At 62.4% G+C, this 19,595-nt stretch carries 19 protein-coding genes; 13 read left to right on the forward strand and 6 right to left on the reverse strand.

Annotated elements, in window-relative coordinates:
• Positions 1-2 precede the first annotated feature (2 nt).
• From HWX91_RS04805 to HWX91_RS04825, 5 genes are all read left to right on the forward strand, one after another.
• The gene (locus tag HWX91_RS04805; RefSeq protein ID WP_028197760.1) at positions 3-800 is read left to right on the forward strand and encodes an FAD binding domain-containing protein; all 798 of its coding nucleotides are present in this window, start codon (positions 3-5) and stop codon (positions 798-800) included.
• An 82-nt stretch (positions 801-882) separates the two neighbouring features.
• Positions 883-1,770, forward strand: a complete 888-nt coding sequence (locus HWX91_RS04810; protein ID WP_028197759.1) for an AAA family ATPase — start codon at positions 883-885, stop codon at positions 1,768-1,770.
• Between the two features lie 5 nt (positions 1,771-1,775).
• Entirely contained in the window at positions 1,776-3,047 is a 1,272-nt protein-coding gene (locus HWX91_RS04815; protein ID WP_042275665.1) for a vWA domain-containing protein, read from the forward strand.
• Positions 3,038-3,634: an SRPBCC family protein gene (locus HWX91_RS04820; protein ID WP_028197757.1), complete on the forward strand. Its 597-nt coding sequence runs from the start codon at positions 3,038-3,040 to the stop codon at positions 3,632-3,634. Before HWX91_RS04815 ends, HWX91_RS04820 begins: the two co-directional genes overlap by 10 nt.
• Complete coding sequence (locus HWX91_RS04825) at positions 3,607-4,629, forward strand: XdhC family protein (protein WP_028197756.1); 1,023 nt, start codon at positions 3,607-3,609, stop codon at positions 4,627-4,629. The genes HWX91_RS04820 and HWX91_RS04825 overlap by 28 nt, the downstream gene beginning before the upstream one ends.
• A gap of 691 nt (positions 4,630-5,320) precedes the next feature.
• Here the strand turns inward: HWX91_RS04825 and HWX91_RS04830 are convergent.
• Positions 5,321-6,061 carry a PepSY-associated TM helix domain-containing protein gene (locus HWX91_RS04830; protein ID WP_028197753.1) on the reverse strand — a complete coding sequence of 247 codons (741 nt, stop codon included), beginning with the start codon at positions 6,059-6,061 and terminating at the stop codon, positions 5,321-5,323.
• Positions 6,062-6,389: 328 nt separating this feature from the next.
• Between HWX91_RS04830 and HWX91_RS04835 the strand changes: the two genes are divergently transcribed.
• Positions 6,390-8,291 (forward strand): DUF3857 domain-containing transglutaminase family protein, encoded by a 1,902-nt coding sequence (locus HWX91_RS04835; protein ID WP_028197752.1) that lies wholly within the window; start codon positions 6,390-6,392, stop codon positions 8,289-8,291.
• A gap of 12 nt (positions 8,292-8,303) precedes the next feature.
• On the opposite strand, the gene HWX91_RS04840 is transcribed toward HWX91_RS04835, so the two are convergent.
• Entirely contained in the window at positions 8,304-9,332 is a 1,029-nt protein-coding gene (locus HWX91_RS04840) for a serine/threonine protein kinase (protein ID WP_028197751.1), read from the reverse strand.
• A gap of 125 nt (positions 9,333-9,457) precedes the next feature.
• A complete protein-coding gene (locus HWX91_RS04845) occupies positions 9,458-9,670 on the reverse strand; it encodes a hypothetical protein (protein ID WP_028197750.1) in 213 nt (70 codons plus the stop codon).
• A gap of 427 nt (positions 9,671-10,097) precedes the next feature.
• On the opposite strand from HWX91_RS04845, the gene HWX91_RS04850 reads away from it, so the two are divergent.
• Positions 10,098-11,387 (forward strand): MFS transporter, encoded by a 1,290-nt coding sequence (locus HWX91_RS04850; protein ID WP_042275641.1) that lies wholly within the window; start codon positions 10,098-10,100, stop codon positions 11,385-11,387.
• Between the two features lie 362 nt (positions 11,388-11,749).
• Positions 11,750-11,935, forward strand: coding sequence for a hypothetical protein (locus tag HWX91_RS04855; protein ID WP_006050504.1), 186 nt, complete (start codon positions 11,750-11,752; stop codon positions 11,933-11,935).
• A 161-nt stretch (positions 11,936-12,096) separates the two neighbouring features.
• Here the strand turns inward: HWX91_RS04855 and mgrA are convergent, their stop codons facing one another.
• The gene (gene mgrA / locus HWX91_RS04860; RefSeq protein ID WP_028197748.1) at positions 12,097-13,140 is read right to left on the reverse strand and encodes an L-glyceraldehyde 3-phosphate reductase; all 1,044 of its coding nucleotides are present in this window, start codon (positions 13,138-13,140) and stop codon (positions 12,097-12,099) included.
• Positions 13,141-13,363: 223 nt separating this feature from the next.
• Between mgrA and HWX91_RS04865 the strand changes: the two genes are divergently transcribed.
• Positions 13,364-13,570 (forward strand): DUF3185 family protein, encoded by a 207-nt coding sequence (locus HWX91_RS04865; RefSeq protein ID WP_028197747.1) that lies wholly within the window; start codon positions 13,364-13,366, stop codon positions 13,568-13,570.
• Positions 13,571-13,631: 61 nt separating this feature from the next.
• On the opposite strand, the gene HWX91_RS04870 is transcribed toward HWX91_RS04865, so the two are convergent.
• Positions 13,632-14,393 (reverse strand): phytanoyl-CoA dioxygenase family protein, encoded by a 762-nt coding sequence (locus tag HWX91_RS04870; RefSeq protein WP_028197746.1) that lies wholly within the window; start codon positions 14,391-14,393, stop codon positions 13,632-13,634.
• A 471-nt stretch (positions 14,394-14,864) separates the two neighbouring features.
• Between HWX91_RS04870 and HWX91_RS04875 the strand changes: the two genes are divergently transcribed.
• Positions 14,865-15,233, forward strand: coding sequence for a hypothetical protein (locus tag HWX91_RS04875; protein ID WP_028197745.1), 369 nt, complete (start codon positions 14,865-14,867; stop codon positions 15,231-15,233).
• A 96-nt stretch (positions 15,234-15,329) separates the two neighbouring features.
• Here HWX91_RS04875 and metK read toward each other — a convergent pair whose 3' ends face one another.
• Positions 15,330-16,517, reverse strand: coding sequence for a methionine adenosyltransferase (metK, locus tag HWX91_RS04880; protein WP_028197744.1), 1,188 nt, complete (start codon positions 16,515-16,517; stop codon positions 15,330-15,332).
• A gap of 277 nt (positions 16,518-16,794) precedes the next feature.
• Here metK and HWX91_RS04885 point away from each other — a divergent pair, with 277 nt between their 5' ends.
• The 3 genes from HWX91_RS04885 (at position 16,795) to HWX91_RS04895 (ending at position 19,572) form a co-directional block, all read left to right on the forward strand.
• Positions 16,795-17,679, forward strand: a complete 885-nt coding sequence (locus HWX91_RS04885; RefSeq protein ID WP_028197743.1) for a lipid A biosynthesis lauroyl acyltransferase — start codon at positions 16,795-16,797, stop codon at positions 17,677-17,679.
• 103 nt (positions 17,680-17,782) lie between these two features.
• The gene (gene dapF, locus HWX91_RS04890; RefSeq protein WP_028197742.1) at positions 17,783-18,646 is read left to right on the forward strand and encodes a diaminopimelate epimerase; all 864 of its coding nucleotides are present in this window, start codon (positions 17,783-17,785) and stop codon (positions 18,644-18,646) included.
• A 200-nt stretch (positions 18,647-18,846) separates the two neighbouring features.
• Complete coding sequence (locus tag HWX91_RS04895; RefSeq protein WP_028197741.1) at positions 18,847-19,572, forward strand: DUF484 family protein; 726 nt, start codon at positions 18,847-18,849, stop codon at positions 19,570-19,572.
• The last annotated feature ends 23 nt before the right edge of the window (positions 19,573-19,595 follow it).

Here is a 19,595-nt window from a genome sequence, read left to right on the forward strand (position 1 = left end):
ACATGTATTCATTCGAGTATCAACGCGCGACGGATCCGAAAGCGGCCGTTGCAGCCATTAACGCCGACAGCGACGCAAAGTTTCTCGCCGGCGGACAAAGCCTGTTGCCAACCATGCGTCTGCGTCTCGCGCAGCCCTCGCAACTGATCGACGTGACGCGGATTCCAGCGCTTAAATCGATCAGCGTCGATGCCGGCAAGGTGACTGTCGGCGCAGCCGTCTGTCACGCGGATGTCGCGGATCACGCCGAGCTTCGGCGCGTATTGCCGGCGCTCGCGGATCTCGCCGCGCACATCGGCGATCGCCAGGTACGCGCGCTCGGCACGATCAGCGGTTCGCTCGCGAACAACGATCCAGCCGCCTGCTATCCGGCAGCGGCGATGGCGCTGGATGCAACCATCGTCACCGATCGGCGGCGGATTGCGTCGAGCGACTTCTTCGTCGGCATGTATGAAACGGCGCTGGCACCGGACGAGTTGATCGTAGCCGTCGAGTTTCCGGTGCCCGAACGCGCGGCCTATGAGAAATTCCGCAATCCGGCTTCGCATTTTGCGCTGGTTGGCGTATTCGTCGCAAAGTTCGCGAGCGGTGTGCGGGTCGCGGTGACGGGTGCGGCGGCTTCGGTATTTCGCGTGCCGGAACTGGAAAGCGCGCTATCGGCGAATTTCACGCCCGACGCCGCGCGAGCGGTGAGCGTCTCCGATACCGACCTGAACACCGACATGCACGCGAGCGCCGAATATCGCGCGCATCTGATCCCGGTGCTGGCCGCGCGCGCGGTGACGAAGGCAAACGGTTAGCGATCCTTCTGGTCAGCGACTGACGCGGCGTGCCCCGGCACGGCGCGTTAGCCGCGTTTCACCTTGCAGCCTCAGGAACATCATGCAACCGGCTTCAATCGACGACACTCTCGCGCAGCTCGCAGCCCAGGATTACTTCGCGAGCCGTGAACTCGCGACCGCGTTGTATCTCGCGCTGCGCATGGAACGGCCGCTGTTCGTCGAAGGCGAGCCGGGTGTCGGCAAGACCGAACTCGCCAAAGCCGCGGCGGGGATGCTCGGCACCTCGATGCTGCGGCTGCAATGCTACGAAGGCCTCGACACCGCCAGCGCGTTGTACGAGTGGGACTATCCGCGCCAGATCATGGCGCTACGTCTCGCCGAAGCCGCTGGTGAGCGGCCCGGCAACGACACGCTGTATCGCAGCGAATTCTTGCTGAAGCGACCGCTGCTGCAAGCGTTGATGCCCGACGAAAATCACCCGGGCGCGCGGCGCGTGCTGCTGATCGACGAAATCGACCGTGCCGACGAGCCGTTCGAAGCCTTCCTGCTGGAACTGCTTTCGGACTTTCAGATATCGATTCCCGAGTACGGCACGGTGCGCGCGGCGCAGCGGCCGCTTGTCGTAATGACGTCGAACCGGACACGCGAAGTGCACGACGCCTTGAAGCGCCGTTGCCTGTATCAATGGATCGGCTATCCCGAGCGTGATCGTGAACTTGAAATCGTCGCCGCGCGTGCGCCTCAGACGTCGGTGGAATTGCAACGGCGTGCCGTCGATTTCGTGCACCGGCTGCGCGGCATGGATCTGTTCAAGGCGCCCGGCATCGCCGAAACAATCGACTGGTGCCGTGCATTGGACGCACTGTCAGTGACGGAGCTCGACCCGCAATCGGTGCAGAACACCTTGGGCGTGCTGCTCAAGTATCAGGACGATCTGGCGCGCGTGGATGCCGCGCAGATCGCGCAATGTCTCGCGACGCCAGGGTAGCGGCGATGACCGCCTCCGCCGGATCACCGGCCACACCATCCGCGCCACTCGATACGCCTACCCTGGCGCGCAACGTCGTGCACTTTGTGCGCGTGCTGCGCAGTGCGGGTTTGCCGATGTCACCGGCCCAGGCCGTCGATGCACTCGCCGCGTTGCACTGGATCGACCTCGGCCGGCGCGACGATGTCCGTGCCGCGCTCGCCACGCTGCTGGTCCGCGCACCGGACGAACGCGACCTCTTCAACGCCGCCTTCGATCTCTTCTGGCGCGATCCGGATTGGGAAGGCAAGCTGCGCGCGCTGTTGCTGCCCAAAGTGCGCGATGGCCTGCCGCCGCCCAAGCGCAACAACCGCCTCGCCGATGCGCTGGCCGTGCGCACGCCACCCTCGCCGCATCGCCAGCCGCCGCAGGAAACCGAACAGCACGAACTGCACGCGCACGTCACCTTCAGTGCCGAAGAGCGGCTGCGTCATCGCGACTTCGACACGCTTTCCGCAGACGAATGGCGCACCTTGCGTCACCTGATCCGTGGCCAGCGTCTGCCGCTCGCCACCGAACCGACGCGCCGCCTGAAGGCTGCCTCGCACGGCACCCACGCGGACTTGCGCGCGAGCGCCCGGCACGCGGTGCGCGCGGGGGGCGACTGGACGGTGTGGAAATATCGCGCGGTGGTGGAACGCAAACCGCCGCTGGTCCTGCTGCTCGATATCTCCGGCTCGATGAGCAACTACTCGCGCGCGGTGCTGTATTTCTGCCACGCGCTGTTGCAGTCGCGTGAGCGCCTGCAGGTGTTTCTGTTCGGCACGCGCCTGACCAATGCGACGCGCGCGCTGCGCGAACGCGATCCCGACGTGGCAATCGCGACGCTCACCGATCAGGTGGTCGACTGGTCGGGCGGCACACGGATCGGCGCCGCGCTCGCCGAATTCAACCGACGCTGGGCTCGCCGCGTGCTGACCGGCCGCGCCACCGTGCTGCTCGTCACCGACGGCCTCGACCACGAAGCGATCGACGTGCTCGACGCCGAGATGGCCCGCCTGCGCCGCTTCGCGCACCGTATCGTGTGGCTCAATCCGCTGTTGCGGTTCAGCGGTTTTTCACCAAAAGCGCGCGGCGTGCAGGCGATCCTGCCGTACGTCGACGCACATCGTCCCGTCCATAACCTGGACAGTCTGACGGCGTTCGGCCGCGATCTCGCGCAACTCACGCGAGCGCCACGTGTGCCCCGTTTCGCCGTATCCGCCACGACAATTGCAGGAGCAACGCCATGGAATTGAGTGAAACCCATACGCTGCCGGTTTCCCAGCAGCGCGCCTGGGATGCGCTGAACGACACCGAAATCCTGCGCGCATGCATTCCCGGCTGCGAAAGCATCGACCCGGATGGCGACAATGCGTACGCGGTGGTGATGAGCGCATCGGTCGGTCCCGTGAAGGCTCGCTTCAAAGGGCGTATGCTGCTGACCGACATCGAGGCGCCGAACACTTACACCATCGTTTTCGAAGGCCAGGGTGGCGCAGCGGGCTTCGGCAAGGGCAATGCGCATGTCACTCTCGAACCCGAAGGCGATGACGCGACGAAGCTCACCTACACGGCCACGGCTCAGGTCGGCGGCAAGCTCGCGCAGATCGGTTCCCGGCTGGTCGACGGCGCGGCGCGTAAAATCGCGGGCGAATTTTTCAAGCGCTTCGGCGCGCAGGTCGGCGGCGACACGGATAGCGCGACGCCCCCGGAAGACGGCGACGCTGCAGCCGCTGACACGACGGCGCAGAATACGGAATCGGACGAGGCTGCGGACACTGAGTCTGGCGGCGACGAAACAAAAGGGAAGAAATCATGGAAAGCGTGGATCTCGAAGTTCTGAAGTCCAGCGCCCGTTGGCTGGAGGAAGGACATCGCGCGCTGCTGGTGACGGTGGTGAAAACGTGGGGCTCGTCGCCGCGTCCTGAGGGCGCGATGCTCGCGGTGCGGGACGACGGACTTGTGGTGGGATCGGTATCGGGCGGCTGCATCGAAGACGATCTGATTGAGCGCGTGCGGCAAAGGGGTATCGAGCAGAGCCGCCCGGAGGCGGTGAAGTACGGCATCACGGCTGAGGAAGCGCATCGCTTCGGACTGCCGTGCGGCGGAACGATCCAGTTGGTGCTGGAGCCCTTGACGCCGCAAAGCGGGATTGCCGAGCTGTGCGCTGCGGTGGAGGACGGCCGTCTGGTGGCACGCGAAGTCGACATGGTGACGGGCGCGGTGCGGCTCGATGCGGCGCAGGCGACCGATGGCGTGCATTTCGACGGTGAGCGTCTGTTGACGATTCACGGCCCGCGGTACCGGATGCTGGTGATCGGCGCGGGGCAGTTGTCGCGCTATCTGTGCAATATCGCGGTTGGGCTCGACTATCAGGTCACCGTGTGCGATCCACGCGAGGAGTACACCGAGGAGTGGAATATTCCCGGCACGAAGATCGTACGGACGATGCCGGACGATACGGTGATCGAGATGAAGCTCGATGAGCGGTGTGCGGTGATTGCGTTGACGCATGATCCCAAACTGGATGATCTTGCTTTGATGGAAGCGTTGAAGACGCCGGCTTTTTACGTGGGGGCTTTGGGGTCGAGAAGGAATAATCAGGCGCGGCGCGAGCGGCTGAAAGAGTTCGATCTGAATGAGGCTGAATTGGCCCGGTTGCATGGCCCGGTGGGGATTTATATCGGCAGCCGGACGCCGCCTGAAATTGCGGTTTCTATTCTTGCCGAGGTCACTGCGGCCAAGAATGGGGTTTCGTTGCCGACTTTATTGCAGGTTGAGGGCGCTAAGGCCGCGCGGGAGATAGCGGCTTCGGGTGGGGCTGCTTGTAGTGTTTAAGGTTTTGGCCTGTTCGGCGGTCTTTGTTGTTGGTCTGGCTCTTTGGCCTTTCCTTGCTTTGTTAGTGGTCTATTCGCTGTATTAGCGTTGCCCCTGTGCGGGTCTGGCTCTTTGGCCTTTCCTTGTTGTGTTAGTGGTCTATTGGCGTTGCCCCTGTGCGGGGCGGCACCTACTTTTCTTTGCCTGCCGCAAAGAAAAGTAGGCAAAAGAAAGCGGCTCACACCGCTAATTTTTAAGCGGGTCCCCCGCGCAGCCACGGTAGTGGTGCATCTGGAATCCGTGCCCTCGCGCACTCCGCGCCATTGACAAAGCACTCATCAGCTCCCACTCCGCACTGCGTGCGTCGCGGACGGGTCTGCCAGGAAAACCTGGCCGACGCTTCGCATACCTGATGGTTTTTTGAACCGGGCATCGGCGCGCGCAGCGCCGCCGGAGGTATGACTGCCTTGTCACCAGGGCGAAGTGTGCGAGGCGACAGATTCCAGACGCACCACTACCGCTACTGTGCGGGAGACCCGCTTATGAGCTGGCGGGGTGAAGCCGCTTTCTTTGCTTATCTTTCTTTGCGGCGGCAAAGAAAGTAAGTGCCGCCCCGCACAGGGGCAACGCTAATAAACCACTAACAAAGCAAGGAAAGGCCAAAGAACCAGACCAACAACAAACCCGCCGAACAGGCAAAAAAAACCAGCCCCTACAGCAATCCACAAACCACAGCAGCAACCACCGACCCACCCACCAACACCACCCCCACAACACGCCGCTTATTTAATTCAGTCCACAGCAAAACACCAGTCAAAGAAAGCAAAATCATCCCACCCGCGATCGTGTCGATCAACAAAATCCACCCAACACTCAACCCCACGCCACGGTGCAAATTGTTCATCGTAGTGAGAAGCGAGTTCTGCGTACGTTTCACCGCAACAAACCCATTCCCAACCCAATACTCGGCCTGCACATTCTGAGTAGGCCCAAAAATCCCGACCTGCCAGAACTCGGGCTGCATCGTGCTGCGATCACCCCACGCCACCGGATGCGCCGGCTCACGCTTCATCCGCCCCGGCTTGCCGTCGATTTTCAACTCGCCCTTGAGCCACTTCGCCATCTCCATCGGCGAACCCAGCTTTTTCTGCGGCACAGGAATCTGCATCTCCTCAACCTGCGGCTCACCCGAGGACACCTTCAACGGCCCCGCCCGATGGTTCAGCAAAAAACCCGTAACCCCAAACAACAACCCCAATACCGCACCCCACAACCCAACCCAGCCGTGCACCTTGCGCAACCACTTGATGAAATTCGCCCGCCGCGAACGCTGGCGTCGCGTCGCCTGCTCGGCATCGTCCAGCAGGCGATGACCCCGCTCCGGCTTATGAGCCGTGTACTGCGTGCCCCCGCCAACAGCAGGCTTCATATCGATCGAATCAGGCGCATTCACATCCAGACTCCAGGCGCAACAAGTTAACCCCTCACCAACGGCGACGCGCGACGGCTGCGCGCGCTCACATCAGCGACAACGGAAAGTTTGAAAGGAAGGGCCGGACAAACCCGGCTTGCGGTCCAGGTCGTCCGGCTGAGAGGCTGGCTGGCAGTCACAGAGGAGGAGAAATGTGACAGAAAGCTGGCGATACCTTTCAATTGAGAATGGATATCATTACACAGTTGACGCATTTGCTCAATCGCAATGCGCGGCATCCGCTTGACATCCGGGCCTCGCAACCCGACTCTAGGCAGCGATCCCGTCACCTTCCGGATGCCCGCCTGCCATGCGCCTCGTCTCCTGGATCTGTCTCGCGTCTCTCGGCTGGCTTGCCTGCGCTCACGTCGCGAACGCGAGCATCACGGCGAGGCTGGAGGATCCCTATACCAACGAGGGCGAAACGCAGACCTTCACAGTCAACGCCGACGGCTCCTTCTCCAAGCTCGATTCGATGACGCTGCGCGTGAACAGCGAAGCCGGTGTCGCGCGAGTGGCGCAACAGTACGTCTGGTTCAACCGGAATATGGCCGACGTGCAGATCCTCGAGGCGTACACGATCACCGCCGACGGCGTGCGCCACGACGTGCAACCCGACCAGATTCGCGACGTGCAGGAAGCGCGCTCATTCAATGCGCCGATGTTTCAGGACATCCAGGAAAAGGTGATCGTGTTCCCCGCCGTCGAGCCCGGCGCGCGGGTGCACCTCAGCTATCGCAAAACGCAGAAGCAGCCGCTTGTGCCAGGCGAGTTCAGCGACTTCACGCCGCCCGATCTCGTGCCGACGCGTAACTTCCGCCTCATCTACGACCTGCCCTCCGACAAGCCGCTTTACGCCGACGCGCGTGGCTTCACAGCGCTGCAACCGGTCACGCGCGAGGGCCGTACGCGCTACGAATATCGTTACGACAAGGCGCATTTCAGCCGGCTCGAGCGCGGCTCGATCGCGTACGTATCGTATGGCGACCGGTTGATGGTCTCGACCTTTCCGGACTACGCCACGTTCGCCGCCAGCTATAAGGCATCGTCCTCCGATGCGACCACGCACGACGTCACCGTCACGCGTCTTGCGCAAAACCTCACCGCGCACGACCGCACTCCGCGCGACAAGGCCAAGACACTGTACGACTGGGTGCGCCGCAACGTCCGCTACGTGGCGATCTATGTCGGGCGCGGTTCAGTGGTGCCGCACAGCGCCAGCGCGATCCTCGCGAACCGCTACGGCGACTGCAAGGATCATGTGGCGTTATACGGCGCGCTGCTCGACGCAGTCGGCGTTCGCAATGAGCCGGCTCTGATCAGCAGCGGCTCGATCTATACGCTGCCCAGCGTGCCGGGCTACGGCGTCATTAATCACGCCATCACATGGCTGCCCGATTTGCAGCATTACGCCGACTCGACGGCGTCGAATGTCGAATTCGGTTTTCTGCCGTGGTCCGATATGAACCGGCCTACCGTTCTCGTCAATCAGGGCGTGGTGGCGCAAACGCCGGCCACCGAATTGACGACGCGCAGCACCGATCTGTCGATCAAGGTCGAGCCCGATGGCTCGGCAAGCTTCACGTACCGGCTGGAGGCATCGGGTGCCACCGCCGAACAGGCACGCGCGATGTTGCGCGCGCAGACACCCGCGCAACGTGAAGAATCGATCCAGGCGGAACTGCGCAGCGCGAACCTGCGCGGCACGGCTACGCTGACCACCAACGATCTCAGCGTAGCCGATGGCCCGTTGACGATCACGATGAAAGGCACGCTCGAAAGTCTCGTGGTGCCGGGCGCGGCGGCATCGATTCCGGCGCTGACGAGTCTGGCCGGCGGCCTGGAGGCGGATACGCGTTACTGGCTCGGCGAACGGCAACGCACGCAGCCGTTCGTCTGTCATAACCTGGCGTTGCATGAACGCGCGCGCATTGAATTGCCAGCGAATTTCCACGTGCTCGACATGCCGGAGGCAAAACGGACTCAAGATCGCTACGTCGATTTTCAATCGCAGTACACGTTCGATCCGCTGGGCAACGTGGTGACGATGGCGCGTGACGGCACCACGCATTTCGACAGCGACGTCTGCACGCCCGACGACTTCGCGAAGATGCGCCCCGCGATCGAAGCAATCGGGCGCGACGTGCGCGCCGAAGTGATCGTCAAATCGACGCTGGTGGAATCGTCGAGCGTGGCGTCACAGGCGCCGTAGAAACGCAATCGCTCAAACCGGCCAGAGCGGCCCTTCCTGCATCGCGCCGAGCTGCTCGCGCAGTTCGAGAATGCGGTCCTCCCAATAACGTTGGGTGTTGAACCACGGAAACGCCGCCGGAAAGGCCGGGTCGTCCCAGCGGCGCGCGAGCCACGCCTGATAGTGAATCAGCCGCAGCGTGCGCAATGCTTCGACGAGATACAGTTCGCGCGGCTCAAAATCGCAGAAGTCTTCGTAGCCGGCGAGCAGATCCGCCAACGCCCGCGAAGCCTCGACACGTTCGCCCGGCAGCAGCAGCCACAAATCCTGCACCGCCGGACCCATGCGGCTGTCGTCGAAGTCGACGAAATGCGGGCCCGCGTCGGTCCACAACACATTGCTCGGATGACAATCGCCGTGCATTCGCAACATGCGAATATCGCCGGCACGCTCGAAGGCGCGCTCAACGCCTTCGAGCGCGAGATTCACCACGGTTTCCCATGCGGGCCGCACGTCGTCAGGCACGAAGCGGTGCGACAGCAGGAAATCGCGCGGCTCGTAGCCGAACGTGTTGATGTCGAGCGTGGGACGTTCGGTGTAGTTCTGGGTCTGTCCGACCGCATGAATGCGGCCGATAAAACGCCCCAACCATTCGAGCGTATCGCGCCGGTCCAGATCGGGCGCGCGGCCGCCGCGGCGTTCGAAGATCGAGAAACGGAAACCGTCGAAGGTATGCAACGTACGGCCTTCGAAAACACGTGCGGGCACCGCCGGAATCTCGCGCGCAGCAAGATCGGCGACAAAAGCGTGCTCTTCGAGAATGGCGGCGTCAGTCCAACGCTCGGGACGATAGAACTTGGCGACCACCGGCGGACCGTCTTCCACGCCCACCTGGTACACGCGGTTTTCGTAGCTGTTGAGCGGGAGCATGCGGCCGTCGGTGTACACACCGACGCTGCTGAGCACGCTGTCGAGCGCGTCGAGCACGATTTCCGGCTTGAGCCGGGCGAAAGGGACGGCGCTATCGGCGCCGTCCTGCGAGTCGAGATTGTCGTCGTTCATGTCCGCATTGTGCGCCGCGCCGCCGTCAAAGACGAGGGTGTCGGCACACCTTGCGGTTGACTGCCTGTTGCAACGGCATGACTACGGCGTGGCAACGATATGAATCGAACTCAAACCAACCAGTCTCAATGCACCTGCGCGCTCGCCGGACGCACCTGCTCGCCCGTATCGATCAAATCTTCGAGGAAAAAGGGTTCAGTATTCAGATGCTCTGACGTGCCGGGCTCGCCGGCATACCAGGCCACCATTGCCATGTCGCCGAGAATGCGCATGACGATCCCGCGTGCGCCTTGCGGCACGGCGATATGCACCGATCGGACAATGGAACCGATTTGCATGATGTTTCCCCGTTTCTCCCATAGCCGGCTTTATGGTTTCCTCGCCGGTCAAGGTGATGATAAAAGCGCCGCTTCGCCAATAACGTTGCGTACGCACCCAATCTGCTGCGCGTAAGACGCGTGAGAGGTCTGAGTCATTGTTCCCGTTTTGCGGGGCCATGGAAAGCGCGAACCCGAAGCTGCTAACCCGTCGTTTCGCCCCATCCCATTACGGCGCGCCCGACCGGTGCTCTGGACGTCACGCGTCGTAATGAGGCCATCATAAACCCTGACGGGGCGATATTTCAAAATCATGCGGCCACTGTTGTCGTGATCGCGAAGCGCGAATATTCACGTGCGGGGTCGTCGCACGGCGCGCACCCGCATAGCTTTTTCAGCGTATCCTTAACTCCTTTGTGTACTTTGCGTTCCCCGAGGAGATTGTTTCGTGACCGCATCGCCGGAATCCAACCGGACTGCTACTTCGGCTGTTCCTGCTTCATCTGCTTCTTCCAGCTCCACCGCCGTGCCTGAACCCTCCAACACGCCTTATCTCGAACGCGGCACGCGTGCCTATTGGCGCGCCAGCGTCGCGCTGCTGTTCGCCGGTTACGCCACCTTCTCGCTGCTGTATTGCGTGCAACCGTTGTTGCCCGCGTTCTCGAGCGCATTCGGCGTGACGCCGGCACAGAGCAGCCTGTCGCTCTCGCTGACCACAGCCGCGCTCGCGCTCGCGATATTCGTGGCCGGTTTCGTCTCGGAAGGCTGGAGCCGTCACAAGCTGATGACGGCGTCGCTCACGCTGTCCGCGCTATTGACGATTGCTGTTTCGATCGCACCGCATTGGCATCAACTGCTCGTGTTGCGCGCTCTCGAAGGCCTCGCGCTCGGCGGCGTGCCCGCCGTTGCGATGGCCTACCTCGCAGAAGAAGTGCATCCCGACGGACTCGGTCTTGCAATGGGGCTGTACGTCGGCGGCACCGCGATCGGCGGGATGGCCGGGCGCGTGATTACCGGCGTCGTCGCGGATCTGTTTTCGTGGCGCGTGGCGATCGGCACGATCGGCGTGCTCGGCATTCTCTCCATGCTCGCGTTTCGCGCGCTGCTGCCGCCGTCGCGCCATTTTGTGCCGCGTCGTGGGCTCGGCTTTGCTCATCATCGCACCGCCCTGCTCAAGCAATTCACGCGGCCTGGTCTGCCTCTGCTGTTTCTGCTCGGCTTTGTGCTGATGGGCAGCTTCGTCACGCTGTACAACTACATCGGTTACCGGCTGCTCGCGCCGCCCTATCTGTTGAGTCAGACGGAGATCGGCGCGATTTTCGTCGTGTATCTGACGGGCGTGGTGGCCTCGCCGTGGTCGGGACGCATGGCCGACATGTTCGGCCGGGCGCGCGTGCTGACCGCCAGTTTGCTGCTGATGGCGCTCGGGCTCGCCCTCACCATGCTCCATCCGATCACGGCGATTGCAATCGGGATCGCCTGCGTGACGTTCGGTTTCTTCGCCGGACATTCGGTGGCGAGCGGCTGGGTCGGACGTCTCGCGAAAGAAGCGAAGGGGCAAGCGGCGGCGCTGTATCTGCTTGCGTACTACATCGGCTCGAGCGTCGTCGGCTCTTATGGCGGCCATGTGTGGGCCGGTTTTGGCTGGAACGGGGTCGCTGGATTGGTGGGAGCGCTGCTCGTTATCGGCATCGTTGCCGCCACGCGTTTGCGTCAACGCGAACGGACCGCCGCGTGACAGAGCACTGCTGACCGGCTCCATGAATCCGGGCTTGGATGCCGCATGGACCCGCGCTTAAAGAGTTTGCACGGAACAGCTCCGCGCTAGGCGAAAAAGCATTCGGTGTGCATCGAACCGCCTAAAAAAGTAAGCCCTGTGTAAGCGAATACTTCATTTTTTGCGGCGTTTTTGCTGCGCCGCGCCAATCGCCCGAGCCCTTGTCGCGCCGGGCTTCCGCAGCGTGCGAGAGCAGCGCTGCAGCGCCGCAAGCGTTGTTATGTTGATCTAACCGTCGCCTATACTCGAATCAAGCGTCGGCGGTGCCATGACTCCAGCAAACAGAGCCACTGCCCGCGCCAGTATTAAATAAGGAGACGGGTATGACGACCTACTTCACGATCGGCGATTTCATTCTGGTCATTCCGATGGCGCTTGCCGGCGCGTTATTTGTCGGCGCGCTTCCCTGCAAAACAGAGTTGCGTCACAACGCGCTGCGGGTGCTAGGCGCGCTGCTCGGCGTGGTGTTCGCGGTCGTGCTGGTTGAGGGCTTGCCTGCGCTGGTTTAGCGCGGACCGGCGAAGACGGCCTCTACGCTTCGCCGATGGTTCGGTCGACTGAACGCAGTCGTTTCGGCCACTGCGCGGGAAACGCGTGTGCCTGAAAGCATCGACAGAAAAGCCGCCTCACGGGCGGCTTTTCTATTTCTGCGACATCAAACGCCGTGCGATCAGATTGCCTGATCCGTCGACGGTTTCTCCCACAGATTAATGCCGCCCTCAGTCGCGTAGCGATCGATCTCCGCCAGCTCGTCCTTCGAGAACGCGAGATTCTTCAACGCACCGACGTTTTCGCGCACCTGCTCCGCGCGGCTTGCACCGATCAGCACAGACGTCACGCGCGGATCGCGCAGCGCCCACGCAAGCGCCATCTGCGCGAGGCTTTGTCCGCGACGCTGCGCGATGTCGTTGAGCTTGCGCACGTGCTCGATGTTTTCCGGGCTCAGATGCTCCTGCTTCAACGAACCGCCGCCCGGCTTGTTGACGCGCGCGTCTTCGGGCACGCCGTTCAGATACTTGCCCGTGAGCAAACCCTGCGCAAGCGGCGTGAACGCGATGGCGCCCGCGCCGACCTTCTCGAGCGTATCCAGCAGCTCGCGTTCGATCCAGCGGTTGAGCATGTTGTACGCCGGCTGATGGATCAGCAGCGGCACCTTGTACTCGGCAAGCAGCTTTGCCATTTCGAGCGTCTTGGTCGCCGAGTATGACGAAATACCGATGTACAGCGCCTTGCCCTGCTGCACCGCGCTCGCCAATGCACCGGCGGTTTCTTCGAGCGGCGTATCGGCATCGAAACGATGCGAATAGAAGATATCGACGTAGTCGAGACCCATGCGCTGCAGGCTTTGATCGAGACTCGCCAGTACATATTTGCGCGAGCCGCCGCCCTGGCCGTACGGACCCGGCCACATGTCCCAACCCGCTTTCGACGAGATCAGGAGTTCATCGCGATACGGCTTGAAGTCGTCTTTGAAGAGGCGGCCGAAATTGGTTTCGGCGCTACCGTACGGGGGGCCATAGTTGTTGGCAAGATCGAAGTGCGTGATGCCCAGGTCGAAGGCCGTGCGCAGGATATCGCGCTGCGTGGAAATCGGCGTGGTATCGCCGAAGTTGTGCCACAAGCCCAGCGACAGCGCCGGCAGTTTGAGACCCGACTTGCCGCAGACGCGGTATTGCATGTCCGAATAGCGTTCTGAAGCTGCTTCGTAAGCCATTGCTAGTGTCCTTGATGGTGAAGTCGCCCGGCAATCAGGGGCGTGGAGGGTTCATCACGTACTGCGGGAGGCGTGCAGGTTTTATGTTCGGATAGCGGTGAGGCCAGATCGCTATGGTAGCCAATCGCCGCGCACCCTGCACACACCCACTATGCGGGATGGACGGCGGCTTGCGGCTCCCCTACACTTTGGCCGATCAAAGCTTATCGATAGGGGCGGGTTCATGGTGAAGGCGATTTCAATCGCGCTGATAGTCGGCGGTGTCGTGTTGTTGTATTTCGGCGGGCAGGCATTCAATTCGGTCAGCAGCGAGGTGTCTCGCGTATTTACCGGGTCGCCGACCAATAAGGCGATCATGCTGATTGTGGGGGGCGTTATCGCCACCATTGCCGGCCTGACCGGCGTGGCTGTCTCGGGCCGCAAGCGGTAAAGCGCCGCTTGGATGCGCGGTGCGGGATCAGCGAAGCTCCGCGCCGCGCAAGGCAAAAAGCCTAAAAGGCAATTTCAGGCTTGGCCGCCGAACGGGACCCCGGAAGCGGCACATTGCTCGCCCCGTGATAGGTAAACACCAAAGAGAATTTCACCTGATCGCTGATGTTCTTGCCAGCCGAGTGCAGCGTGTTGCAATGGAAGAACACCACGTCTCCGGCCTTGAGTTCGGGCGAAACCGCGGTGCGAATCAACGCCTGATTCTCCTCCAGATCGGAGCGGAAAAACTTGGCCTCGTCGAAGCGCTCGGACGTGAACGCGACGCTATGCGACTTCGGCACCAGCCACAATGCGCCGTTATCGACCGTCTCGGACCCCACCGCGAGCCACACCGACACCAGATCGTCACGCTCGAACGACCAGTACCGCACGTCACGATGCCAGCCGGTCAAGCTGCCATAGGCCGGGTGCTTGGTCATCATGCAATTGTGATGCGCCCGCGATAAGCGCGGCTCCTCACCGAAGTACAACTCCATCCAGCCGCGAATTTCCGGCGCGGTTGCCCATTGCGCAAATTGCGGATGGCGCCCGTAGGCATCCAGCAGCCGGCGAACCGTGTGGCCGCCCGGCGCATGCTTCGATTCCGGTGCGCCCGGATAACGAAGATCCGCCTCGAACTCGATCGGCGCCGCCGCCTCCTGCAACTGTCGCTCGGCAATCTGCTTCAGTTCGCCGCAACGCTCCGGCGACACCAATCCAGGCACAACGACAAATCCTTGCTCCCGCAACGTTTGAATCTGCTCTTTCTTCGAATGAAGTGACATGGTGTTCCGATACTTTCGACTGGCTGATGCTCGATTGTAAAACGGGCGCGATCGGACCGTGCGCTGTTTCGCCTTTGCAAAATCAAGGCTCCGGGCACGCCTTACGCACTACTTTCACGCGCGCCGGCGGTTTGCCCGGCACCTGCTAAGGGCAGACGTGCACGAAAACCGCCCGCAAAGGGCGCGACCCTGTTAGCGCGCACATCGCTATGACCCGTAAAAACCCGTAATCGCAGGGTAAAAACCGACTTTCTGGCGTCACGATTCACGTGTAGCCTGCACGTATGTTGATCGCTACTCCCGCACTTTTGCGGCGCGCAAGCGCCGTTCTGACCGGCTCCGCCGTCATCCGTGCCCTTTTCCCCCGAATTCCAGGCTTTCGCGCCGTTCATCGCGACACCGCCATTGGCACATTTGGTGCTCTTTATGGCGCACGCTCTTTCGCGCGACACGTTGCCTACTTGTGAAGCCATGCATACTCTTCTGAGCACCCGTCTTACCCGCGCCGCGCTGAAAGCGGCGCGTCCGGCACGCCGCCACGTGGTTCGCGCGCTGCGTCACCATGCCACCCGCACTCGCGCCTTGGGCGAACAATGGCGCGAAGCCAAAGCGGTCGACGGCATTCGCACGTGGTTCCATACGTTCTTCTCGGCGTTGCGCCTGCAAGGCAGTTCGCGGCGCTTCTCGCTGCGCACGCTGCTGCGCAAACCGACGCCGCTGCGCCTCTCCGCGCCGCGCCGCGCACCGGTCGCCGCGCCGCAAAACACAAGCCGCCGGCCGCGCCGCATGTCGACGAGTGGCAGTTCCGGATGGTTCGCGTTCGCGTTTGCGAGCCGGTGAATCAAGGCTAAATGAGCCGCTGAAGATGCAATAAAAAAACCCCGCACGGCTTGCGCCGGCGGGGTTTTTTACTGAAGCGGATCGCTCTCGTGCTTATCAGGCGAGCGCGGCGACCGGTTCGGTACCGGCAGCTTCAGCCAGCGCCAAAGCCTTGTCCGTGGCTTCCCACGTGAATTCCGGCTCTTCGCGGCCGAAGTGACCATAAGCCGCGCTCTTCTCGTAGATCGGGCGCAGCAGGTCGAGCATCTGGATGATGCCCTTCGGACGAAGGTCGAAATGCTCCTGCACAAGCTTCGTGATCGTTGCATCCGACACGCGGCCCGTGCCGAAGGTATTCACCATCACCGAAGTCGGCTGAGCCACGCCGATTGCGTACGAGACCTGGATCAGGCAGCGCGACGCCAAACCGGCCGCCACGATGTTCTTCGCGACATAACGGCCGGCATACGCCGCCGAACGGTCGACCTTCGACGGATCCTTGCCCGAGAACGCGCCGCCGCCGTGCGGCGCAGCACCGCCGTACGTATCGACGATGATCTTGCGGCCCGTCAGACCGCAATCGCCTTGCGGGCCGCCGATCACGAACCGGCCAGTCGGGTTCACCAGGAACTTGATGTCGCCCTTGATCAGATCGGCCGGCAGCGTCGGCTTGATGACTTCTTCGATCACGGCTTCGCGCAGCGTGGCCAGATCGATGTCCGGCGAGTGCTGCGTGGACAGCACGACCGTGTCGATCGCATGCGGCTTGCCGTCGACATAACGCACCGTAACCTGCGACTTCGCATCCGGACGCAGCCAGGGCAGACGGCCGTCGCGGCGCAGATTCGCCTGACGCTCCACCAGACGGTGCGACAGATGGATCGGCAACGGCATCAGTTCCGGCGTTTCTTCGCACGCATAACCGAACATCAGGCCTTGGTCGCCGGCGCCTTGATCGAGGTTGTTGTCGTGCGCGCGGTCCACGCCCTGGGCGATGTCGGGCGATTGCTTGTCGTACGCCACCAGCACGGCACAGCCGCGGTAGTCGATACCGTAGTCGGTGTTGTCGTAGCCGATGCGCTTGATCGTGTTGCGCGCGACCTGGATATAGTCGACGTTCGCCGTCGTGGTGATTTCGCCGGCCAGCACGACGAGACCCGTGTTGCACAGCGTTTCGGCTGCGACACGCGAATATTTGTCCTGCGCGAGGATAGCGTCGAGAATGGCGTCCGAAATCTGATCCGCGACTTTGTCGGGATGGCCTTCGGAAACGGATTCGGAGGTGAAAAGATAGTCGTTTGCCACGTTGCAGACTCCTGTTATGTGGTTACGGTTGAGTTTCACGTAGCCAGCTTCGGGAGCCTTGAAGCGGCGACGCTTTAGCGGATTACCTTACCGGCGGACGCATATCCAATGGATCGCGCCTGCCAGCTTCGCCCCGCAAGTTGTCTATTAACTCGGCGAAGCCCTTATTATAGCGACTTCCTTTGATTGTCACAGAGTGCCCACGCGTGCGGTATTACGTCCATCTTTCCGCTTTCCTGAATACAGCCCTGCAAGGCGCCCCGTTGCGGGGTGCCGCATGCTGAGCCGCTATGGCGCGAAGCTCGCAATCGGGCTGCTGAAATTATTTGCATTGTTGCCGTATGGTTTCGTCGCCCGCCTGGGCGATGGACTCGGCTGGCTGCTTTATCAGGTCCCGAGCCGGCGCAAGCGCATCGTCCATATCAACCTGGAACTGTGCTTTCCCGAATGGGATCGCGCGCGCCGCGAAGAGGTCGCCCAGAAGCATTTCCGGCATGCGATCCGCAGTTACGTCGAACGCAGCGTGCAATGGTTCGGCTCGGCGGAAAAGCTCGAAAAGCTGATCCAGCTCGACAGCGAGATCGACCTCACCGACCCGGATCTGCCGCCCACGCTGTTCCTCGGCTTTCACTTCGTCGGGATCGAAGCGGGCTCGATCTTTCTGAACTACTCGCTCAAGCGTCAATGCGGCTCGCTGTATCAGCCAATGTCGAACCCTGAGCTCGAAGAAGTCGCCAAAGCGGCGCGCGCACGTTTCGGCGCCGATATGGCGAGCCGTGCCGACAGCGCGCGCATCGTGCTGCGCTGGCTGCGCGATCGCAAACCGGTGATGCTCGGCGCGGATATGGATTACGGCGCGCGTAATTCCACGTTCGTGCCGTTTTTCGGCGTGCCCACCTGCACGCTGACGGCGGTCGGCCGTCTGGCGAAGGTCGGGCATGCGCAGGTGGTGCCGTTCATCGGCGAAGTGCTGCCGAACTACAAGGGTTATCGGCTGAAGGTGTTCAAGCCGTGGGAAAACTACCCCACCGGCGACGACGACGCCGACGCGCGCCGTATGAATGCCTTCCTCGAAGAGCAGATCCCGCTGATGCCCGAGCAGTACTACTGGGTGCACAAGCGCTTCAAGACCCGTCCGCCGGGCGAGCCGAGCGTGTACTGAACGGCTCTCAAAAAGCGTCGGAACACGGAAATAAAATGACAAATAAGGTGGCAAATAAAGCGCTGTCCGGCCCACCTGCAAGCGCGTCACTTACAATAGCGTGATGAAACTGAAATTCACCAAAATGCACGGCGCGGGTAACGACTTCGTCGTGCTCGACGGCTACACCCAACCGGTCAACCTGACGCCGGCGCAGGTGCGCGCGCTCGCGGACCGGCATTTCGGCGTCGGCGCCGACCAGTTGCTGCTGGTCGAAAAGCCTACCGTGGACGGCGTCGATTTCAGATATCGCATCTTCAATTGCGACGGCGGCGAGGTCGAGCACTGCGGCAACGGCGCGCGCTGTTTCGTCAAGTTCGTGCGCGACAGCGGCTTGACCGACAAGCGCAGTGTGCGCGTGCAAGTACAGAACGGCACCATTCAGCTGACCATGCAGGAAAACGGCGAAGTGCTGGTCGATATGGGCGCGCCCGTGTTCGAACCGGAGCGCGTCCCGTTCGCCGCCAAAGGCCTCGAAGGCCGCCGCGAGGGTGCTGACACGCTCTGGCCGCTCGACGTGAACGGCGTGACGCGCTGGATTTCGGTGGTGTCGATGGGCAATCCGCACGCGGTGCAAGTGGTCGACGACGTCGAAGATTTTCCGGTGCTCGTCGAAGGCCCGGTGATCGAGCGGCATGCACGCTTTCCGCAGCGGGTGAACGCGGGCTTCATGCAGATCGTCGGCCGCAGCGAGATCAAGCTGCGCGTCTACGAGCGCGGCGCCGGCGAGACGCTGGCGTGCGGCACGGGCGCGTGCGCTGCCGTCGCTGCCGGCATTCGCCGCGGGTTGCTGGATGCGCCGGTGCTGGTGCACACGCACGGCGGCAAGCTGACCATCACGTGGGATAGCACGCAAGAAGGCGCGCCGCTCTTCATGGCCGGCCCTGCGGCAACCGTTTTCGAAGGCGAGATCGAGCTGGCCGATTGAGCCGCGCCGGCAAAGCACCCGAGGCATTACCTGACTTAACGGCCGAGCGATCGGCCGAGGCAGTACCCGACACGCGGCCTGAAGCGGGCCGCTGAACAGGCCGATGAAGAGCCGGACCGAGCGGCGCTTTCACCGGCCGACCGAACTCATGACCGATGCGCCGCCCGAAGGCGTCGTCCCGTAGTCCTTTAGCCGAAACCATGAACGATCGCGAAGTCGCCGAATATCTGCTCGCCAACCCCGAATTCTTCGCCGAACACGCGGAAATGCTCGCGACGATCCGGCTTGCGAACCCACACGGCAAAGCCGCGGTGTCGCTGCAGGAACGGCAGATGGAAATGCTGCGCGACAAGAACAAGCATCTCGAACGGCGTCTGGCCGAGTTGTTGCGCTACGGTCACGAAAACGACAGCATTGCCTCGAAATTCAATCGCTGGACCATCCGCGTGATGGCCGAGCGTGATCCGTACGCGCTGCCGCGTACGATCTCCGGCGGCTTGCGCGATATTTTCGACGTGCCGCAAGCCGCGCTGCGCGTATGGGACGTCTCCGAGCCGTATGCGCAGGCCGATTTCGCACGCCATGTCGGTGAAGAAGTGCGCATCTTCGCGAACAGCCTCACCACGCCGTACTGTGGCGCGAATACTGGCTTCGAAGCGGCGCAGTGGCTGACGCCGGCGGTCTCGGCGGTGAATGGCGACGGGTCCGCAGACGGCACGGGTACAGGCGAATCCGCGCACGCTACCGAGTCGATTGCGCTGCTCGCGCTGCGCGACCCCGAAGGCAAAGAGGAAGCATCTGCCTTCGGCCTGCTGGTAATGGGTTCGGCCGACGCACGCCGCTTCCACGACGGCATGGCCACCGATTTCCTGACTCAGATCGGCGCGTTGGCGAGCGCGGCGCTGAGCCGCCTGCTGCCGCGCTGAGCCGTCAATCCCGCAAAGGCCAT

The sequence above is a fragment of the Paraburkholderia fungorum genome, from assembly GCF_902833645.1.
Taxonomy (GTDB): domain Bacteria; phylum Pseudomonadota; class Gammaproteobacteria; order Burkholderiales; family Burkholderiaceae; genus Paraburkholderia; species Paraburkholderia fungorum.

What these genes read in the sequence shown, in the direction of transcription:
- HWX91_RS04805 (WP_028197760.1), top strand. Translation starts at nt 3, where the DNA reads ATGTATTCATTCGAGTATCAACGCGCGACGGATCCGAAAGCGGCCGTT.
- HWX91_RS04810 (WP_028197759.1), top strand. Translation starts at nt 883, where the DNA reads ATGCAACCGGCTTCAATCGACGACACTCTCGCGCAGCTCGCAGCCCAG.
- HWX91_RS04815 (WP_042275665.1), top strand. Translation starts at nt 1,776, where the DNA reads ATGACCGCCTCCGCCGGATCACCGGCCACACCATCCGCGCCACTCGAT.
- HWX91_RS04820 (WP_028197757.1), top strand. Translation starts at nt 3,038, where the DNA reads ATGGAATTGAGTGAAACCCATACGCTGCCGGTTTCCCAGCAGCGCGCC.
- HWX91_RS04825 (WP_028197756.1), top strand. Translation starts at nt 3,607, where the DNA reads ATGGAAAGCGTGGATCTCGAAGTTCTGAAGTCCAGCGCCCGTTGGCTG.
- HWX91_RS04835 (WP_028197752.1), top strand. Translation starts at nt 6,390, where the DNA reads ATGCGCCTCGTCTCCTGGATCTGTCTCGCGTCTCTCGGCTGGCTTGCC.
- HWX91_RS04840 (WP_028197751.1), bottom strand. Translation starts at nt 9,332, where the DNA reads ATGAACGACGACAATCTCGACTCGCAGGACGGCGCCGATAGCGCCGTC.
- HWX91_RS04845 (WP_028197750.1), bottom strand. Translation starts at nt 9,670, where the DNA reads ATGCAAATCGGTTCCATTGTCCGATCGGTGCATATCGCCGTGCCGCAA.
- HWX91_RS04855 (WP_006050504.1), top strand. Translation starts at nt 11,750, where the DNA reads ATGACGACCTACTTCACGATCGGCGATTTCATTCTGGTCATTCCGATG.
- mgrA (WP_028197748.1), bottom strand. Translation starts at nt 13,140, where the DNA reads ATGGCTTACGAAGCAGCTTCAGAACGCTATTCGGACATGCAATACCGC.
- HWX91_RS04865 (WP_028197747.1), top strand. Translation starts at nt 13,364, where the DNA reads ATGGTGAAGGCGATTTCAATCGCGCTGATAGTCGGCGGTGTCGTGTTG.
- HWX91_RS04870 (WP_028197746.1), bottom strand. Translation starts at nt 14,393, where the DNA reads ATGTCACTTCATTCGAAGAAAGAGCAGATTCAAACGTTGCGGGAGCAA.
- HWX91_RS04875 (WP_028197745.1), top strand. Translation starts at nt 14,865, where the DNA reads ATGCATACTCTTCTGAGCACCCGTCTTACCCGCGCCGCGCTGAAAGCG.
- HWX91_RS04885 (WP_028197743.1), top strand. Translation starts at nt 16,795, where the DNA reads ATGCTGAGCCGCTATGGCGCGAAGCTCGCAATCGGGCTGCTGAAATTA.
- dapF (WP_028197742.1), top strand. Translation starts at nt 17,783, where the DNA reads ATGAAACTGAAATTCACCAAAATGCACGGCGCGGGTAACGACTTCGTC.
- HWX91_RS04895 (WP_028197741.1), top strand. Translation starts at nt 18,847, where the DNA reads ATGAACGATCGCGAAGTCGCCGAATATCTGCTCGCCAACCCCGAATTC.